The sequence below is a fragment of the Sulfuritalea sp. genome, from assembly GCF_031426875.1.
Taxonomy (GTDB): Bacteria; Pseudomonadota; Gammaproteobacteria; order Burkholderiales; family Rhodocyclaceae; genus Sulfuritalea.
On the sequence record NZ_JASJPC010000003.1, the window covers coordinates 53,977 to 70,613 of the forward strand.

Annotated in this window: 17 protein-coding genes; 15 read left to right on the plus strand and 2 right to left on the minus strand. The window is 60.0% G+C overall.

Translation table 11 applies throughout. From position 1 onward, the window contains the following. Positions 1–6 precede the first annotated feature (6 nt). Positions 7–645: a hypothetical protein gene (locus RMO95_RS01220; RefSeq protein ID WP_310448760.1), complete on the minus strand. Its 639-nt coding sequence runs from the start codon at positions 643–645 to the stop codon at positions 7–9. A 105-nt stretch (positions 646–750) separates the two neighbouring features. On the opposite strand from RMO95_RS01220, the gene ccsA reads away from it, so the two are divergent. From ccsA to ccmI, 7 genes are all read left to right on the plus strand, one after another. Continuing rightward, positions 751–1,566 (plus strand): cytochrome c biogenesis protein CcsA, encoded by an 816-nt coding sequence (ccsA, locus tag RMO95_RS01225; RefSeq protein ID WP_310448761.1) that lies wholly within the window; start codon positions 751–753, stop codon positions 1,564–1,566. Between the two features lie 13 nt (positions 1,567–1,579). Then, the gene (locus RMO95_RS01230) at positions 1,580–2,962 is read left to right on the plus strand and encodes a cbb3-type cytochrome c oxidase subunit I (RefSeq protein WP_310448762.1); all 1,383 of its coding nucleotides are present in this window, start codon (positions 1,580–1,582) and stop codon (positions 2,960–2,962) included. Next, entirely contained in the window at positions 2,955–3,518 is a 564-nt protein-coding gene (locus RMO95_RS01235; protein WP_310448763.1) for a tetratricopeptide repeat protein, read from the plus strand. Before RMO95_RS01230 ends, RMO95_RS01235 begins: the two co-directional genes overlap by 8 nt. Before the next feature lie 81 nt (positions 3,519–3,599). Continuing rightward, positions 3,600–5,576: a heme lyase CcmF/NrfE family subunit gene (locus RMO95_RS01240; protein WP_310448764.1), complete on the plus strand. Its 1,977-nt coding sequence runs from the start codon at positions 3,600–3,602 to the stop codon at positions 5,574–5,576. Positions 5,577–5,757: 181 nt separating this feature from the next. Beyond that, positions 5,758–6,288 carry a DsbE family thiol:disulfide interchange protein gene (locus RMO95_RS01245; protein WP_310448765.1) on the plus strand — a complete coding sequence of 177 codons (531 nt, stop codon included), beginning with the start codon at positions 5,758–5,760 and terminating at the stop codon, positions 6,286–6,288. A 7-nt stretch (positions 6,289–6,295) separates the two neighbouring features. Beyond that, on the plus strand, positions 6,296–6,805 hold the full coding sequence (locus tag RMO95_RS01250; RefSeq protein WP_310448766.1) for a cytochrome c-type biogenesis protein: 510 nt from the start codon (positions 6,296–6,298) through the stop codon (positions 6,803–6,805). Next, positions 6,802–8,043: a c-type cytochrome biogenesis protein CcmI gene (gene ccmI, locus RMO95_RS01255; RefSeq protein ID WP_310448767.1), complete on the plus strand. Its 1,242-nt coding sequence runs from the start codon at positions 6,802–6,804 to the stop codon at positions 8,041–8,043. Before RMO95_RS01250 ends, ccmI begins: the two co-directional genes overlap by 4 nt. 49 nt (positions 8,044–8,092) lie before the next feature. Here ccmI and RMO95_RS01260 read toward each other — a convergent pair whose 3' ends face one another. Then, positions 8,093–8,662: a tetratricopeptide repeat protein gene (locus tag RMO95_RS01260; protein WP_310448768.1), complete on the minus strand. Its 570-nt coding sequence runs from the start codon at positions 8,660–8,662 to the stop codon at positions 8,093–8,095. Between the two features lie 102 nt (positions 8,663–8,764). On the opposite strand from RMO95_RS01260, the gene RMO95_RS01265 reads away from it, so the two are divergent. The 8 genes from RMO95_RS01265 to RMO95_RS01300 all read left to right on the plus strand — a co-directional run bounded on the left by RMO95_RS01265 (position 8,765) and on the right by RMO95_RS01300 (position 16,289). Further along, on the plus strand, positions 8,765–10,291 hold the full coding sequence (locus tag RMO95_RS01265) for an ATP-binding protein (protein WP_310448769.1): 1,527 nt from the start codon (positions 8,765–8,767) through the stop codon (positions 10,289–10,291). Between the two features lie 10 nt (positions 10,292–10,301). After that, positions 10,302–11,672, plus strand: a complete 1,371-nt coding sequence (locus tag RMO95_RS01270; protein WP_310448770.1) for a sigma-54 dependent transcriptional regulator — start codon at positions 10,302–10,304, stop codon at positions 11,670–11,672. A gap of 54 nt (positions 11,673–11,726) precedes the next feature. Next, positions 11,727–12,392 (plus strand): tetratricopeptide repeat protein, encoded by a 666-nt coding sequence (locus tag RMO95_RS01275; protein WP_310448771.1) that lies wholly within the window; start codon positions 11,727–11,729, stop codon positions 12,390–12,392. Continuing rightward, entirely contained in the window at positions 12,389–12,703 is a 315-nt protein-coding gene (locus tag RMO95_RS01280) for a cytochrome c (protein ID WP_310448772.1), read from the plus strand. Before RMO95_RS01275 ends, RMO95_RS01280 begins: the two co-directional genes overlap by 4 nt. Then, positions 12,684–13,784: a two-component regulator propeller domain-containing protein gene (locus RMO95_RS01285; RefSeq protein WP_310448773.1), complete on the plus strand. Its 1,101-nt coding sequence runs from the start codon at positions 12,684–12,686 to the stop codon at positions 13,782–13,784. The genes RMO95_RS01280 and RMO95_RS01285 overlap by 20 nt, the downstream gene beginning before the upstream one ends. Beyond that, complete coding sequence (locus tag RMO95_RS01290) at positions 13,781–15,004, plus strand: two-component regulator propeller domain-containing protein (RefSeq protein ID WP_310448774.1); 1,224 nt, start codon at positions 13,781–13,783, stop codon at positions 15,002–15,004. The genes RMO95_RS01285 and RMO95_RS01290 overlap by 4 nt, the downstream gene beginning before the upstream one ends. A gap of 56 nt (positions 15,005–15,060) precedes the next feature. Further along, positions 15,061–15,717 (plus strand): c(7)-type cytochrome triheme domain-containing protein, encoded by a 657-nt coding sequence (locus tag RMO95_RS01295; protein WP_310448775.1) that lies wholly within the window; start codon positions 15,061–15,063, stop codon positions 15,715–15,717. Positions 15,718–16,046: 329 nt separating this feature from the next. Continuing rightward, positions 16,047–16,289 (plus strand): high-potential iron-sulfur protein, encoded by a 243-nt coding sequence (locus tag RMO95_RS01300; RefSeq protein WP_310448776.1) that lies wholly within the window; start codon positions 16,047–16,049, stop codon positions 16,287–16,289. Positions 16,290–16,637 lie beyond the last annotated feature (348 nt).

Sequence of the window (16,637 nt, forward strand, 5' to 3'; positions counted from 1 at the left end):
CGACGCTCAGCGGCGGCGGCGGCGCTTCTGCTGCGGGGCTTCCTGATCCTGGGCCGCGAAGAAGTGCGCAATCGCGGTCAGGTCGGCTTCGCTCAAACCCCGGTAGGCCTCGTCCATCAGGTAGGGAAACTTTCGCTCGCCGGCGCTGTAGGCCAGCGTCTGCGCGATCAGATATTTCAGGTCCTGGGCGGCGGTCAGCGGCGCTTCCTTGTCCGAGTCGCGCCCGTTGTCCAGATGGCAGTCGGCGCAGCGCTTGAGATAGAGCGCTTCGCCGCCGGCGACGAGTTCCGGACTGGTCGCCGATTTGGGACGCTGCGCCTTTTGCTGCGCGTAGTGCCTGGCCAGCGGCGCGACGGCGGCGGCGGGGATGTCGCGGTGGTCCTTCACCTTGGTCGATCGCTTGCCTTCCCGGAAGGCATTGATCATGTTCGTCAGCAGGAACTCGGACTGGCCGTTGAGATGCGGTATGCCGGGCTTGAAACCGAGGCCGTCGGTGCCATGGCATTCGCTACAATTGCTGGTAAGGTTTGTGCTTGTCGTTTCCTGCGCGCGGCCGGCCGTGGAACCGAACATCAGCACCGCGGTCAGTAGGCAGGTGCCAGCAAGGCTTTTCCTGACGGCTGAGGCCGATAAACGTTTTCCCATATTTGACAATCCTTGATTTGATGAGTCTGGCACCCGCGATATCTTACCGCCTCCCCGTTTTGGCCGAGGCCGCCTCTGTCCGGTCCGCAGGGTGATTCCCAAAATATGGAACAGCGCGAACTGCAGATTCTCTGGGTGGCGGTGGTGGCCTATGTGCTCTCCGGCGTGGTGGCGATTTTTGGCGTGGTGCTGAAAAAGTCGCCGCATCGCTTCGTGCTCGGCACGCTGGTGCTCGGCACGGCATTGCTCAGCGTTTCGCTGGGCTTGCGCTGGGAGCGCCTGGGGCACGGGCCTTTCATCACCATGTTCGAGGTCTTGGCGAGCAATGTCTGGAGCTTCGGGCTGATCTTCGCGCTGGCCTATTGGCGCTACCCGCCGATCCGGGGGACCGCGGCGGTGGTGATGCCGATAATTTTCGTCATGCTCGGCTGGATGACGCTTTCCAGCACGCACGAGGGGCATTTCCCGCAAACCTTCCGCACGCCCTGGCTGTATATCCATGTCGGCCTGTCCAAGGTTTTTCTCGGCACCGTGCTGGTGGCGGTGGGCATGGCCGGCATCATCCTGCTGCGCCGGGCCGGCATCGGGCTTTCGCGCTTCGAGAAGCTGCCCGCCGACGAACGCCTCGACGACCTGGCATACCGCTTCATGGCGCTGGGCATCATCTTCCAGACCCTGATGCTGATTTCCGGCGCGATCTGGGCACAGGATGCCTGGGGTCGCTACTGGGCCTGGGATCCGCTCGAAACCTGGTCCTTCATCACCTGGATCATGCTGGCCTTCGCCCTGCACTGGCGCCTGACCATGAAGAGTTCCCCGGCCGTGGGCTCTTGGATGATCCTCGGCGTGTTCGTCTTCGCCTTCCTGACCTTCTTCGGCGTTCCCTTCATTTCGGAATCGCCGCACAAGGGCGCGGTATGAGGATCGATTGGTCATGAGGCTGGAGCACATGCTGGCGCCGGAGCGGGACGAGGCTGCGGCGCATCTGGCCCTCGGCTGGCTGTTGCTGGCCACGGCAGCGGTGGCGGCATCCAGCCTGTTCGCGATCCTGATCGTGATGGCGCGGGTTCCGGGGCTGGGTTCCCTGTTTCCGGGAACCGAGTTCTATCGCGTGGCGCTGACCCTGCATGTCGATCTTTCGCAATGGGTCTGGTTCATGGCCTTTGCCGGCACGCTGTGGAGCCTCGGCGCGCGCCGCGCACCGGGTGCGTGGCAATGGACCGCACTCGCGCTGGGCGCCCTGGGCGCCCTGTTGATGGCGCTTTCCCCGGTGCTCGGCGCGATTCGTCCGCTCATGAGCAATTACATTCCCGTGCTCGACAGCCCGTGGTTTCTTGCCGGGCTGGGGATTTACGGCGTCGCTGTGCTGATGGTGGCCCTGGCGGTGGCCACGGAGGGGGCGAACTTCGACCTGCGCCGTGTCGCCAGCGCCAACTCCTGGCCCGATGTCCTGCGCCTCGGCCTGTTTCTGGCGGCGGCCGTGGTGCTGACAGCGCTGGCGGTACTTATCCATGCCTATGCGACGATGCCCGCCGCCTTGGGCGGGCACGCCTTTTTTGAAGCCCTGTTCTGGGGCGCGGGCCATGTCTGGCAGTTTTGCCTGACGACCCTGATGCTGTTGGCCTGGCTGGGGCTTTGCTCGCCCAGGCTGGCATTGCCTTCCGGCCGAACGCTCAAGTTCCTGCTGCTGCTGGGCGCGCTGCCGGCGCTCGCGGCACCCTTGCTGCTGGCGCTGCTGCCGCCGCTGCCACTGAGTGCGGCGACTACCGAGTATTTCTCGGCCTTCACACACCTGATGCAATGGACCAGTTGGGAAGTGCCCTTGTTTCTCGGCGGCCTCCTGCTGATCCTGCATTGGCGCCAGCGGGCAGTGCCCGCCACGGGTCTGTCCCTGTCCATGTTGCTGCTGGTCTCCGGGATCGTGCTGGGCGCCGTGATCGACGGCCAGACCACCCTCGTCACCGCGCACTACCACGGCACCATCGGGGCGGTGACGCTGGCCTTCATGGGCCTCACCTATGGCGTTCTGCCGGCGCTGGGCTATGCCATGCCGCCCCGGCCGCGCATCGATCTGCAACTGCGTCTCTATGGCTATGGCATTCTGCTGATGATGTCCGGGCTGGCCGGCGCCGGCCTGATGGGCGCGCCGCGCAAGATGGCCGGCAACGTCGGCGTCGAATTCAGCGTCGAAGCTTTGTCGCGCATGGTTCTCGGCCTGGGCGGCAGCCTGGCGACGATCGGCATCCTGATGTTCCTGGTGCTGGTGCTGCGCCATCTTTGGCCCGCATTTTCTCCGCGGGCGGTGCGCCATGGCTGAGTCCACGCTGTCGGCAAGGCGCAGCCGCGACGCCAGGATCATCGGCCTGGTGGCGACGGTGCTCCTGGTGGTCGGCGGCGGATACTTTCTCGATCGATGGATCAACCAGGGCGACCGGCCCGATCTCCAGGCACATGTCGCCCAGAAGCGCAACGAGGAGATCGATACCCGCTTCAAGCAGGGCGTGGTGATGCTGCACGCCAAGCAGTACGAGCATGCGACCACCGCATTCCACCGCGTATTGCAACTGGCGCCGACCATGCCGGAAGCCCACGTCAACATGGGGTTTGCCATGCTGGGACAGAAACGCTATAAGGAAGCCCTTGAATTCTTTGACGGCGCCACCGCCCTCAATCGCAATCAGCTGAATGCCTACTATGGGATGGCGGAGGCTTACGAGGGACTTGGCGACTACCGTGGCGCGCTGGAATCGATGGAGGCCTGGCTGCACCGGGCACAGGCCGACGATCCGTTTCGCCGCCGCGGCGAGGCCGCGGTATGGGAATGGCGCGATCGCCTGACGCGGGATGCGCGCACCAAGTCCGTTCCCAAGTAGCCGCTGGCACGCCGTTTGCGTCTAAGTCGCCGGTCCAACAAGGTTTGCCCCTGCAATCCAACCTGCACGCGGAGTAATTGAATGTTCCCTGAACTTGGTCAGTTTTCGTTGATCCTCGCGCTGGCGGTGGCCCTGGTGCAGGGGATCGTGCCCATCGTCGGCAGCCTGCGCGGCGACGTGCGCCTGATGGGCATGGCGCGGCCCGCGGCAGCGGCACAGTTTCTGGTGATGTTGACGGCCTTTTCCTGTCTGGTCACGGCCTTTGTCACCAACGATTTTTCGGTGCTCTACGTCGCCCAGAACTCGAACTCGATGCTGCCCACGTTCTACAAGGTCACGGCGGTTTGGGGCGGTCATGAAGGCTCGATGCTGCTCTGGGTATTCATCCTGTCGCTGTGGACGGTGGCGGTGGCGGCGTTCTCCCAGCGCCTGCCCCTGCAGACGGTGGCCAATGCGCTGGGGGTGATGGGGTTGATCACGGTCGGCTTCGTGCTGTTCCTGCTGCTGACGTCGAATCCTTTCGAGCGCCTGCTGCCGGCTGCCATGGATGGCCGCGACCTGAATCCGCTGCTGCAGGATCCCGGCATGGCGATCCATCCGCCGCTGCTGTATATCGGTTACGTAGGATTTGCGGTGGCCTTTGCCTTTGCCATTTCCGCGTTGATTTCGGGGCGCCTGGATGCCGCCTGGGCGCGCTGGTCGCGTCCGTGGACCACGGTGGCCTGGCTGTTCCTGACCCTGGGCATCGCAATCGGTTCCTGGTGGGCCTATTACGAACTGGGCTGGGGCGGCTGGTGGTTCTGGGATCCGGTCGAAAATGCATCCTTCATGCCCTGGCTGGTCGGCACGGCGCTGATCCACTCCCTGGCGGTGACCGAGAAACGCGGCGGCTTCAAGAACTGGACGGTGCTGCTGGCGATCATGGCCTTCTCGCTCTCGTTGCTGGGTACTTTCCTGGTCCGCTCGGGCGTGCTGACCTCGGTGCATGCCTTCGCCACCGATCCGAAACGCGGCGTGTTCATCCTCGGCTTCCTGGTGGCGGTGATCGGCATTTCCCTGCTGCTGTATGCGTGGCGCGCGCCATCGGTCGGCCTGGGCGGCAAGTTCGAACTGCTGTCGCGCGAGACCTTCCTGCTGGTCAATAACGTGCTGCTGGTCGTGGCGGCCGGCGCGGTCTTCCTTGGGACGCTATATCCGCTGTTTCTCGATGCGCTCGGCCTGGGCAAGGTTTCGGTCGGGCCACCCTATTTCGAAGCGGTTTTTGCACCCCTGATGGCGCCCCTGGTGCTGCTGATGGGACTCGGCCCCTTTGCGCGCTGGAAGCAGGCGCGTCTCATCGATTTCTGGCCGCGTCTGCGCTGGGCTGTGGGTTTCGCTGTCGTCGCGGCGCTTGCGCTGCCCCTGCTGCTGGGGCGCTGGTCACCGTTGGTGGTGTGCGGCCTGCTGCTCGCATTCTGGGCGGTGGCTTCGAGCCTCACCCATCTGGTCGAGCATTTGCGCGAGCGCGGCGGCGATTCCAGTATTGCGCAGCGGCTGAAGTCCGTACCACTGGCGAAATGGGGCATGCTGACGGCCCACATCGGAATTGGCGTGTTCATCCTCGGCGTCACCATGGTCAAGGGCTATGAGACGGCGAGCGAGGTGAAAATGCAGCCGGGAGAAAAGGCCTCGGCGGGGGGCTACGAGTTCCAGTTGATGGAAATCGGCGAACGGCGCGGGCCGAACTACATGGCAGTGCGCGCGACGATGAACGTCACGCGCGGCGGTGTTCCGGTGACCGTCATGCATCCGGAAAAGCGCATGTATTTCGTGCAGAAAATGCCCATGACCGAGGCGGCGATCGATACCAATGTGTTTCGCGACCTGTATGTTTCCCTCGGCGAGCCGGTGGACAATGTCTCGTGGATCGTGCGCGTCCAGCACAAGCCCCTGGTCAGCTGGGTCTGGGTCGGCTGCCTGCTGATGGCGCTGGGCGGCTTGCTGGCGGCATCGGACCGTCGCTACCGGATTCGGCAGCGTGAAGATGTTGCGGACACCGGCGCCGCGGTTACGGTGTGACGCTCATGGCTCCGATGGACTACCCCGCATAATGAAATTCCGTAACGTCGTAATGCATCAAGCTGGCAAATGGGCCCGCCCCCTCCCATCCTCCCCCTCGCGGGGGAGGCTACTGATTCGCTCGCTGCGCTCGAACCTGACACAGCGCACTTGGCGATGTATTTCACGTTAAGGAGTCTTGATGCGGCGTTTCCTGTTTCCCCTGGCAGTCTTTATCGTTCTTGCGGGCTTTCTTGCCGCCGGCCTGCGCCTGAATCCGCGCGAGGTTCCGTCGCCGCTGATCGGCAAACTGGTACCGGCCTTCCGCCTGGCGCAGTTGCAGGCCAGCGACAAGTCGATCGGACCCGAAGACTTGCGTGGCAAGGTCTGGCTGCTCAATGTCTGGGCTTCCTGGTGCGTTTCCTGCCGGCAGGAACATCCCGTCCTGATCGAGCTGGATCAGCAGAAGAAAATCACCATCGTCGGACTCAACTACAAGGACGAAAGGGTGGCGGCGATCAACTGGCTCAACCAGCATGGCGGTGATCCTTACATGGTCTCCGCGGTCGATGCCGACGGCCGCGTCGGTATCGATTTCGGCGTATATGGCGTGCCGGAAACCTTTCTGGTCGACAAGAACGGGGTGATCCGCTACAAGCACATCGGTCCGGTCACGGCGGAGGCCTTGAAGACAAAGATTCTTCCCCTGGCGGAGGAGCTTGCGCGTGGTTAGGGAGATCATGAATTTGTCTGCCGGCTTGCAGAAGTTGGCGCTGGCGCTACGGCGATTGTTTATCGTGTTGCTGCTGATTCCGGGACTTCAGCCCGCGCTGGCGGCGGACGGCATGGCGCAGCCGATGGGCGATCCGGTAGTCGAGGCGCGGGTCAACAAACTGGCCGAAGAACTGCGCTGCCTCACCTGCATGGGACAAAGCATCGCGGATTCGCAGTCCTCGTTTTCCAGCGACATGAAGCGGGAAATCCGCAACATGATCAAGGCCGGTAAAAATGACAAGGAGATTATCGGGTTCATGGTTCAGCGTTACGGCGATTTCGTGCTCTACCGCCCGCCGGTGAAGAGCACCACCTGGCTGCTCTGGGGCGGGCCTTTCCTGCTGCTGATCCTGAGCCTGGTGTTCCTGCTGGCGAAACTGCGCAAACGCCGCGGGCAGGCTGCAACGGAACTCACGGAGACCGAACACCAGGCAGCAGTGCAACTGCTGGGCAAGCGCGAGGGTGATCGCCCATGACCTCATTCGTTATCGTCGCCATACTTTTGACTGCGGTAGTGCTGGCGCTGTTGCTGCTGCCCTTGCTGCTCAAGGAGCGCAAGCAGCGCGTCGGCAGCGCCAGCCAGTTGAGCATCGCCGTACTGCGCGACCAGTTGAGCGATCTCGAAGACCAGCGCAAGGCCGGATTGCTGGATTCCGAGCTGTTTGTCGAGGAGCAGGCGGAGCTTGAACGCCGCGCACTCGAAGACGGCGCCGCCACGCGTGCGACAGCGTCGTCGTCGCCGGCACGCAAACGGACGCTGGCGGCGGCCATCGGCCTGGCCCTGCCGGCATTGGCCGTCAGTTTGTACTTCCTGCTCGGTAGCCCGGACACCATGAAGCCGCAGCAGGCGGCGGATGCAGAGGGTAATCACGCCTTGTCGCCACAGCAGATCCAGGCCATGGCCGCCAAGCTGGCCGAAAGGCTGCAAAGCAATCCGGATGACGGCGAAGGCTGGCTGATGCTGGGGCGCTCCTACGCGGTCCTCGGCCGCTACCCGGAATCCGCGGCAGCCTTCGGGCGGGCGACCACCTTGCTGTCGCCCAGCGCCAACATGCTTGCGGACTACGCGGATATCATGGCCATGGCGCAGGGCCGCAAGCTCAGCGGAGAACCGGAAAAGATCATTGCCCGCGCCCTGAGCATCGATCCGCGCCACATCAAGTCGTTGGCGCTGGCCGGTTCGGCGGCGTTCGAGCGTGGCGATTTTGGCGGGGCGATCCAGCAGTGGCGCACCATTCTGACTTTGGTCCCGCCCGATTCCAGCGTGGCACAGAGCATCGGCAAGAGCATCGCGGATGCGGAGAACCGGATGGGAGTCGGCAGGGTGCCGACCGCCGGTGCCGCGGTGACGCCACCGGTTGCGTCGGCTGCCGCCACGGTCTCGGGCACGGTCGTGCTGGCACCGGAACTGGTCGGCAAGTTACCGGCGGATGGCACCTTGTTCGTGTTTGCCCGTGCCGTCGATGGTTCGCGAATTCCACTGGCAATGGCGCGGATGAATCCCGCCACGATGCCCCATGCCTTCAAGCTCGATGACTCGATGTCGATGGCGCCGACTATGCGCCTTTCGTCAGCAAAGTCCGTGATCATCGGCGCGCGGGTCTCCCGTAGCGGGGAGGCGCTGGCGAAGTCCGGCGATTTCGAGGGTTTTTCCGCACCGGTCACGGTGGGCGCCAGCGGCGTGGTGGTGACTATTCGCGGCGTCGTGAAGTGACGCGGGGCAGGGGATCGCGCAGTAGAGTGCTGCGCCAGCCGGATAAGGATCAGCGACGCGGCTTGGCGCGAGAGACAGGAGAGACGGATTTGTCGGCGGTCTCCATCGCCTTGCGTGCTTCAATATGACCTTTGCTGGCCGCGCTGCGAAACCAGCGCATGGCTTCGTTGCGGTCTTCGACGACGCCCTTGCCGGCGAGAAACAGCAGCCCCAGGGTGTACGCGGCTTCGGCATGGCCGGCACTGGCCGCCTGGAAGTACCAGATGGCGGCTTCCCGGTCGGGATCGGCGACGTTTTTCGCCGCACTGCTGCCAAACAGGTAAGCATGCGCGATCTGGTACATGGCTTCGGCATTGCCGCTGGCAGCGGATTTCTTCCACCAGTAGATGGCCATGTTCTCGTCTTCGGTGACGCTCTGGCCATGGTAATAAAGGCTGCCAAGACGAAACTGGGCCAGCGGGTTGCCTTCGTTGGCAAGCTTGAGCAGAACCTCCACCGCTTTGGGACTGTTACCGGCATCCAGCGCCTTGAGTGCGTCGTCGAGAGACGATGCATTCGCTGGAAGGTTCGGCAGAAGTGCGAAGAGAACTACCAGCGAAGCGACCCATTTGATGGGCATCGGGATTTCCTTGTCGAGAACGCATTGCAGACAAATCATACATTCTCGATAATTGTACCTTCCATCCTGACGGTTCTGGAACACGGACCCGTACTTTGATCAATGTCGCAGCGCGGCCAATCCTCTGTCAATGATCCGCAAGTACCGTCCGATTCCGAGGCAGGCGGGGTGTGGGGGACAAGCTTCGCCCAGAAGGGTTCCCGGGTCCTCGGCGGTCTGGTCATATACCTGATCCTGGCGACGGCGATAATCGGCTGGGAAAGAAAACTGCTCTTCGACGCGGTGAATCAGTTGGAGGTCGTCCATGCGCAGGAAGAGCAACAACTGGCGTTGAATTTTGCCGTCTCGCATGCGATTCTGACAATCAATGAAAACTACTTTTCGGAAGACCTGGCCGTCGCTGCGAGGTTGCTGAATCTGGAGATCGATGGCGTGATTTCGAAACTTGTCAGGATGGATGCGACCTCCGGAGGCTTGGGCGACCCCGTTGCCAGCCTGAATCGATTGAACGCGGAACTGCAACGTGATCCATCGCGTGCCACGATTGCCGACCTGCGGGAGCAATTCCATAAACTGGTGCTTCGTCTCGATAGTATGACGCTTGGGATACGCCAGCAGAAAGCGGAGGTGATGAGCGGCTATCGGGATGTCTTTGGGCGCTTGACCGCCGAACTGTTCGTTCTGATGATTATCGGTGTGGCGATGATGGGCGGTGTTAGTAGCTTTTTTTTCAGGCGGCTTTCCCGCGATATCGGTTTGGTCAAGCTGCGGGCTGGCGAAATAGTCAGGGGCTACAGGGGGGCGCCGCTCACGGTGACCCGCAAGGACGAGCTCGGAGTCTTGATGTCGGCCGTCAACGACATGGAGGCGGAACTCAGGATTCGCGACAACCAACTGGAATTGAGCCGACAACAGCACTTTCACACCGAGAAGATGGCCGCCGTGGGTTCGCTGGCAGCGGCTGTGGCCCATGAGATCAACAACCCCCTTGCCGCCATCGTCGGCCTTGCCGAAAATCTGGTCTTGGATCGGAAACAGGGGAACAACTCGGCGCGCAGCGCCGATCACCAGATCGACCTGATACTCGAGCAGGCGCGACGGGTAATGACGATTACCCGTCAGATCGGGGAGTTTTCATTGCAGCGCCCTCTCGAACCGACATATATCGACTTGAATACTTTGGTCAAAAGTACGTGTACCTTTATCAGTTTCGACAAGCGTTTTCGCGGTATAGCGCTCAAACATGAGTTCGCCGACAACCTGCCGGCCCTGCTTGTGGTTTCCGATCATATCGTTCAGGTATTGATGAATGTGTTGATCAATGCCGCCGATGCCCTGGAGGGACGAGAGGCGTTTGCGCCATCCATCGTCGTTTCGACACGGCCCGAGGATACCTCGGTGGTCCTCACCGTTTCCGATAATGGCCCGGGAATTGCTTCGGAAAACTTGGGTAGGGTCTTCGATACGCATTTCACCACCAAGCCGCCGGGGCGAGGTTCCGGATTGGGACTATCGTTGTGTCGCAGCCTCGTGCAGCAGGACGGAGGGGGTATCGAAGTGCAATCCGTCTACGGGCAGGGCGCCACGGTGCGGATCATTCTGCCGGTTCCGGCTGAAACAGTACATTAGGAGAAACTGGATGCATGTACTGATCATAGACGACGAGTTGGCCCTGAGGCAGATCATTGCAGTCACGGTGCGTCGCGCCGGGTACTCGGTAGATATGGCGGTCGGCGTCAAGGATGCGGCGGCCAAGCTGGTTCGTGGCGACATCGATGTGGCGATCTGCGATATCAGGATGCAGGATGGCGACGGTGTCGATCTGGTGCGCAGCATGAAAAGTGCCGGCGTTCCGACCCTTTTCATAATGGTTACCGCTTTCGCTTCAGTACAGACGGCGGTGGAAGCATTGCGTGCCGGCGCCATGGATTACATGGTCAAGCCGGTCGACAGCGAGGAACTACTGTACAGATTGCGTCAAGCGCAGACATTGCTGGGTTTGAAGGCTGAAAACGTAGCGCTGCGAAAATTTGTCAGTGGCGAACGGGGTAATGACCGGTTCAAGTTTACCTCGGCCTCCATGGCCGCCGTTGAGAGGCTTGCCACGCGGGTTGCAACAATTGACAGCACCGTCCTGATCACCGGCGAAAGCGGAACCGGCAAAGGAGTGTTGGCACGATTTATCCACGATCAGAGCTTGCGGGTGGAAGCGCCATTCATACCAGTGAATTGCAGCGCGATTCCCGAGAATCTTCTGGAAAGCGAACTGTTCGGACACACCAAGGGAGCCTTTTCGGGTGCCGCCCAAGCGCGCAAGGGCTTGTTTGCCCAAGCGGACACGGGAACGCTGTTCCTCGACGAGATTGGCGAGCTTCCCCTGCACATGCAGACCAAGATGCTGCATGTGATTGAAGACAAGGAAATCCGCCCGATCGGCGGCGAGCAGCTACGCAAGGTCGATACGCGAATCGTGGTGGCGACCAATCGGGATCTGTCGGCGATGGTGGCGGAGGGAACCTTCCGGGAAGATCTTTTTTTCCGGATTTCACAGTTCCACATCGACCTTCCGCCGCTGCGAAACCGCGGGGAAGATATTTTGCGTTTGATACATTTTTTCCTTCAGACTGCGAAGCTCAAGGGTGAAACCAACGTCGAGCTTGATCCGGCAGCCGAGGAACTCCTGCTCGAGTACCACTGGCCAGGCAATGTGCGTGAACTGGAAAATGTAATCGGCCGGGCCATCATCATGGCCGACGGAGGCCGCATTACCATCGGCGACCTGCCCCCCGGCCTGTCGGCCCGCAGTGGAAAATCGGCGCGCGAACAGAAAGCGGCTTCTGCGAGCGGAAGTTTGCGGGAGCAAGTTCGGCGCGCCGAAGCTGATATTATTTTCCGCGTGCTGAGAGAGTGCGGCGGAGATCGCAAAGTCGCTGCGCAGCAGCTTGAGATTGGGCTCTCCAGTCTTTACCGAAAACTGGAGGAGTTTGAGAATCTCGGCGTTACCTTGTAGTGTCGATCGTAGTGTGCAGGCTTGGCCGAATCTGGCGTTGAAGAGGTGAGTTGAATGATCGTGTTTAAATCGTGCAGGAATTTTTGGCGGGTAGCTGTTCTGGCGTTCCTGATGTTTGCGGCCGGCACAGCGTCGGTATTCGCCGGGCCGGATGAGGATTATGCGGCCGGTATGATTCAGTATGAAAGAAATGATTTCACGAATGCCATGCCCTTGATGCGCAAGGCTGCCGACGCCGGCCACGTCAAGGCCATGATCATACTGGCGACGATGCTCGACGCCGCCGAGGTCGATGACCAAGCAGCGACCTATTACCGCAAGGCTGCCGACGCAGGCAGTCTGGATGGAGTCTATGGATTGGCCACCATGTACGCTTCGGGAGATGGAGTCAAGAAAGACGTTCAGGAAGCACGGAACCTCATCATTCGCGCTGCCGAGGGCGGACATCAGCAGGCAACCTGGGTCCTTGCGCAAGCTTATATCCGCGGGGAACTGGGTATCCCCGAAGATCAACGGAGTGGCAAGGACGCGCTTAAATGGATCACGCTCGCAGCCGACAAGGAGTTCTTGCCGGCATTGGAGGCGTTGGAGAAAGCCTATCGTTCAGGCGGTTATGGCTTGGCGCAGGACATCGCCAAAGCCGACGAGCTGAAGCTGAAAATCAACAAGCATAGGGGAGTCACGGAGAAGAAACCTCGTCGTCGCGGAGAGAAGAAATGAGGTCGCGAGCCCTTGAATTAGCGGTTGCACTGGGTGTCGCCGCCATGGTGGTTCCGAGGATTTCGCTTGCGCTTGACCTGTTGCGAGGGCAGCGTGTATACAACATGCATTGTTCGGTCTGCCATGGCATGAACGGGGTCCCGGTAATTCAGCAGGCGCCAAGTTTCGCCACCAAGGAACGCCTGATGCAGCCGGATATGATGCTTGTCCAGTCGGTCAAGACCGGGAAGACCCTGATGCCGCCATTCATGGGGATACTCAAAGATGAGGAAATCCTCGAAGCCATTCACTATGCACGAACGCTACGCTGAAGGAATTCGCCAGATGATGTTCTGGAACACCCACAAAAAAACTGCATTCTTCACAGCATTCATATTCTTTTTCACGGGTGCAGCTTTCGCACAGGGAAATGAAAAGGTAGTCGACCGGTTCGAAACCGGAAGCGGTACCTATGTCCGTTCCCTGTTGCACGACAAGACGGCCAATTCGCTTTGGGTCGGAACTTCGGTAGGGGCTATGGAGATCGACCTGAAATCCAGTACTCCGCTGCGCACCTTTACGCGCAATGATGGCTTGGCGAACGAATATGTATTTGGGATGGGAATCGACTCGCAGGGCTACACCTGGTTCGGCACCAACGCCGGGGGCGCGTCGCGCTACAAGAACGGTAAGTGGAAAACCTATTTTCCTATGCACGGCTTGGCTGACTACTGGATCTATTGTTTCGCCAATGACAAGGACGGCAATCTCTGGATAGGCACTTGGGCTGGTGCAAATCTTTTCAACGTCAAGACCGGAAAATTCAAAACCTTCGTCAAAGAACTGATCAACGAGTGGGTGTATGGACTGGGTGTCGATAAGGATGGACGTGTCTGGTTCGGTACCGAAGGCGGCGTATCGATGTTCGATGGAAAACGCTGGAAATCGTGGACCCATAAGGACGGCCTGGGAGCCGACAATCCGGAAGGACTTCCGACAAGTCCGAATACCGGCCTCGGAACCCGCTCCCGCCATGACCTGACTACCGAAGTGCAGGGGATGGGAACCTACAACCCCAACTATGTATTCTCGATCCTCATCGCTCAGGACGGCAGCATTTGGGCGGGTACCTGGGGCGGTGGCGTCAGCCGCTGGGATGGAAAAAAATGGACGAGTCTGTCGTCCAAGAACGGACTTGCCGGAAATATCGTTTATTCGATTGTGCAAGACGATAGTGGCGTGTACTGGTTTGGCACCGACAAGGGCGTATCGCGATTCGACGGAAAGAACTGGAAAACCTTCGGAGTCAAGGATGGACTATTCGACGAGCATGTTTACGCACTTGCCCTGACTCCGGGGACCAATCTGTGGGCCGGTACGAAACGTGGTGTGGTGAGGATAGCGGCAAAGTGAAAACAATCAAATCTTCGGAGTTCAATATGGGTGTGGTTCAGCGTTTCCTGCTTGCTTCCCTGGTCTTAGTTGCTGCAGGGATCGCTGTTGCAGCTGACGCGCCGCCGCGCGCCCCGGTTGCAGGCGCCGCTGGCGGCGCAGTGCCCCATCCGCCGGTTGCTCCTCCCAGCCGTGAGGGCAAGGTGAATGTCGACCTGACACAGAAGTTCACCCACTTTCGCGTCGGCGGCAAGAACGTCAAGTCGCTGTACTTCGATCGCGGCATTGCCTGGGTCGGAACCTCGGGTGGCGTCGTACGCTATGACACGAAGAATGACAGTTTCAAGTTCATCGATACCAAGGATGGCCTGCTGTCCAACGGCATGTTCTACGTCGGCCGGGTCAAGGGCCGAATTGCTGTCGGCACCTATGGTGGCGGCCTTTCCTTGCTCGATGAAAATACCGGCAAATGGCAAACCTACAATATCCCGGAAGGGCTCGGGGACGCCTTCGTCTATGACGTGATCACTGCCAAGAACGGTGATATCTGGATCGCGACATGGTCCGGGGCGAACCGCGTTCGCGGTGGCGATCTCGACAACCGCAGCAAGTGGGATCTCTACACGGTCGAGAATACCAAGGGCGGGCTGCCCAATGACTGGGTTTATGGGCTTGCCGAAGGCAAGAATGGAGACATCTGGCTGGCCACCGAGGGCGGCATGGCGCGCTTCGCTAACAATCGCTGGGAAAACTGGAACCACGCCAAGGGCCTCGGTGCGTCCTATGATCGAGTAAAAAAGGACATTGCATTCAAGAACGATCCCGGCAAACAGTCGGTGCATCACGCCAAGCAGAAGGAAGAAATGGGCTTGCTGGACGTCGATGTTGCCTACAACCCGAACTATGTGGTTGCGCTCGAGGTTGATGCCAACGGACGAGTATGGGCGGGTACCTGGGGTGGCGGCTTGGCGCGGTTCGACGGGAAGCGCTGGCACAACTACACCACAACCGAGGGATTGCCCGGAAACCACGTCTTTTCCCTGCATCTCGATCCCAAGGGACAACTCTGGGTAGGCACCAACAATGGGCTTACACGGTGGCAGAACGGAAAATTTGCCAAGGCGCTGACTACAGCCGATGGCTTGTTTGCGAATAACGTGTTTGCCATGACCTCGTCTCCGGATGGGGCGCTTTGGATCGGAAGTTATGGTGGAGTGGCACACTTACGCCCTGGCAAGTAGCCTCGGCAGTTGAATCCGGGTTGGTCCGTCCTGGCCCGGATTGTTGCCAAAATTCGATGCAGGGCCTTTCCCGGTTGCTTGCTTGCATGAGGCCTCTGGCGGTTTTGTGCGGACTGCTTTTGATTCCGCCGGCTAGTTGGGTTCTCGAACCGGCGGCGGCAGCCGGCACCTCGGCATTTGTAAAGCCTGCGCCAAACGTGGTGCCCGTGGAGGATCCGCCGCGCGTCAGCGCCGAGAGTTCGACTGGAGAAACGCATCCAGCGCGCCTTGCCTTGGAACGAAACCCGATTCACGACGAGTCGAATCCGGATTACCTGCGGCTGCAGCGTATCGATGAGGCAATGCGCTTCGTCAAGCGTGACGCCATCGGATTCCCGGACTGGATGGCAGCCCTGCGTTCTGGCGCAATTTCGCCGCGCGCAGGACTTTCCGCGACTGAGAAAATGGACGTGTTCGATCTGGATATCGTGATGAAGAACACCAAGGAAATGCCTCATGTTCTTTTTCCGCACCAGTCCCATACGCTTTGGCTCGATTGTTCCAACTGCCATCCCCGGCCATTCTTGCCCAAGGCCGGATCCAATCCCGTTTCAATGAGCCAGATTTTTCGCGGCGAGTATTGCGGCATGTGCCATGATCGCGTCGCCTTCATAACCTTTTTCTCGTGCGATCGCTGTCACAGCGTGGCTCAAGGCGTTCCAGCACAAAAATGACTGACGTTGCAAATTCACCAGAAAACAGGTGACGCCATCTGGCGCCTACTCAAGGCCGCATAGAGAAGATATAAAAAACATGGTGTTGTGTAGGGTTATTGCGGTATAGGCTGCTGCCGATCAAGAAAACCACGATAGCTTGGGTTCTCATTTACAGGAAGCATTCCCGTACTTGGAAATCTCTATGCCGCGATGTATAGGCCGAAAGCTCAGATCAGGCCCAATATCCTTGTTTCGACCCTGACATGATTTTTGCTAAGCGTTAGTCGGCTCCCAATAACTGGGGGACTTTACTGGAGAGTTGAAATATGGATCTGTCTCGTCGCAACATGCTTAAGCTGGGCTGTGCCGCCCTGGCAATGATTCCCGTTGTCGCGCTGGCCGCGAAAAACGATGCAATGCGCTCGGCAATGAAGTACAAGGACACACCTGAAGGTGACAAGAGCTGCTCCACCTGCGTGCAGTTTGTCCCGGGCAAGTCACCGGCAGACGCAGGCGGCTGCAAGATATTCCCCGGCGACACCGAAGTTTCGCCGAAGGGTTACTGCGTGGCGTGGGCGAAGAAGCCATAAGAGTCCGCACCTGAAAATGAAAAGGGCGGCGACGTCCTTTTCATTTTCCGTCGTTTAAATATCCGACACTGTATTTGCTACCTCCGATTCTCAAGGTTTCGAGTCGGCACCCTGTAGGGACAATGACCCGTCAAGCAGATTGGATGCGTAGCCGACGAATTCGTCGCCACGCTGAATAATCAGGCTTGGCATACACCGGGACGGACGCTTTGGCGGCAGTCCAGGGCTGCACGTCAGATCAGGCTCCAGCAAAATTGCGGTCATTGCACGCTGCGCGTGGACGGCCGCTCGCTGAGCGCAAGGCTCCCATGGCTTGAACTTGGCAAAAGCACAAGTCTTGCGCTGCCG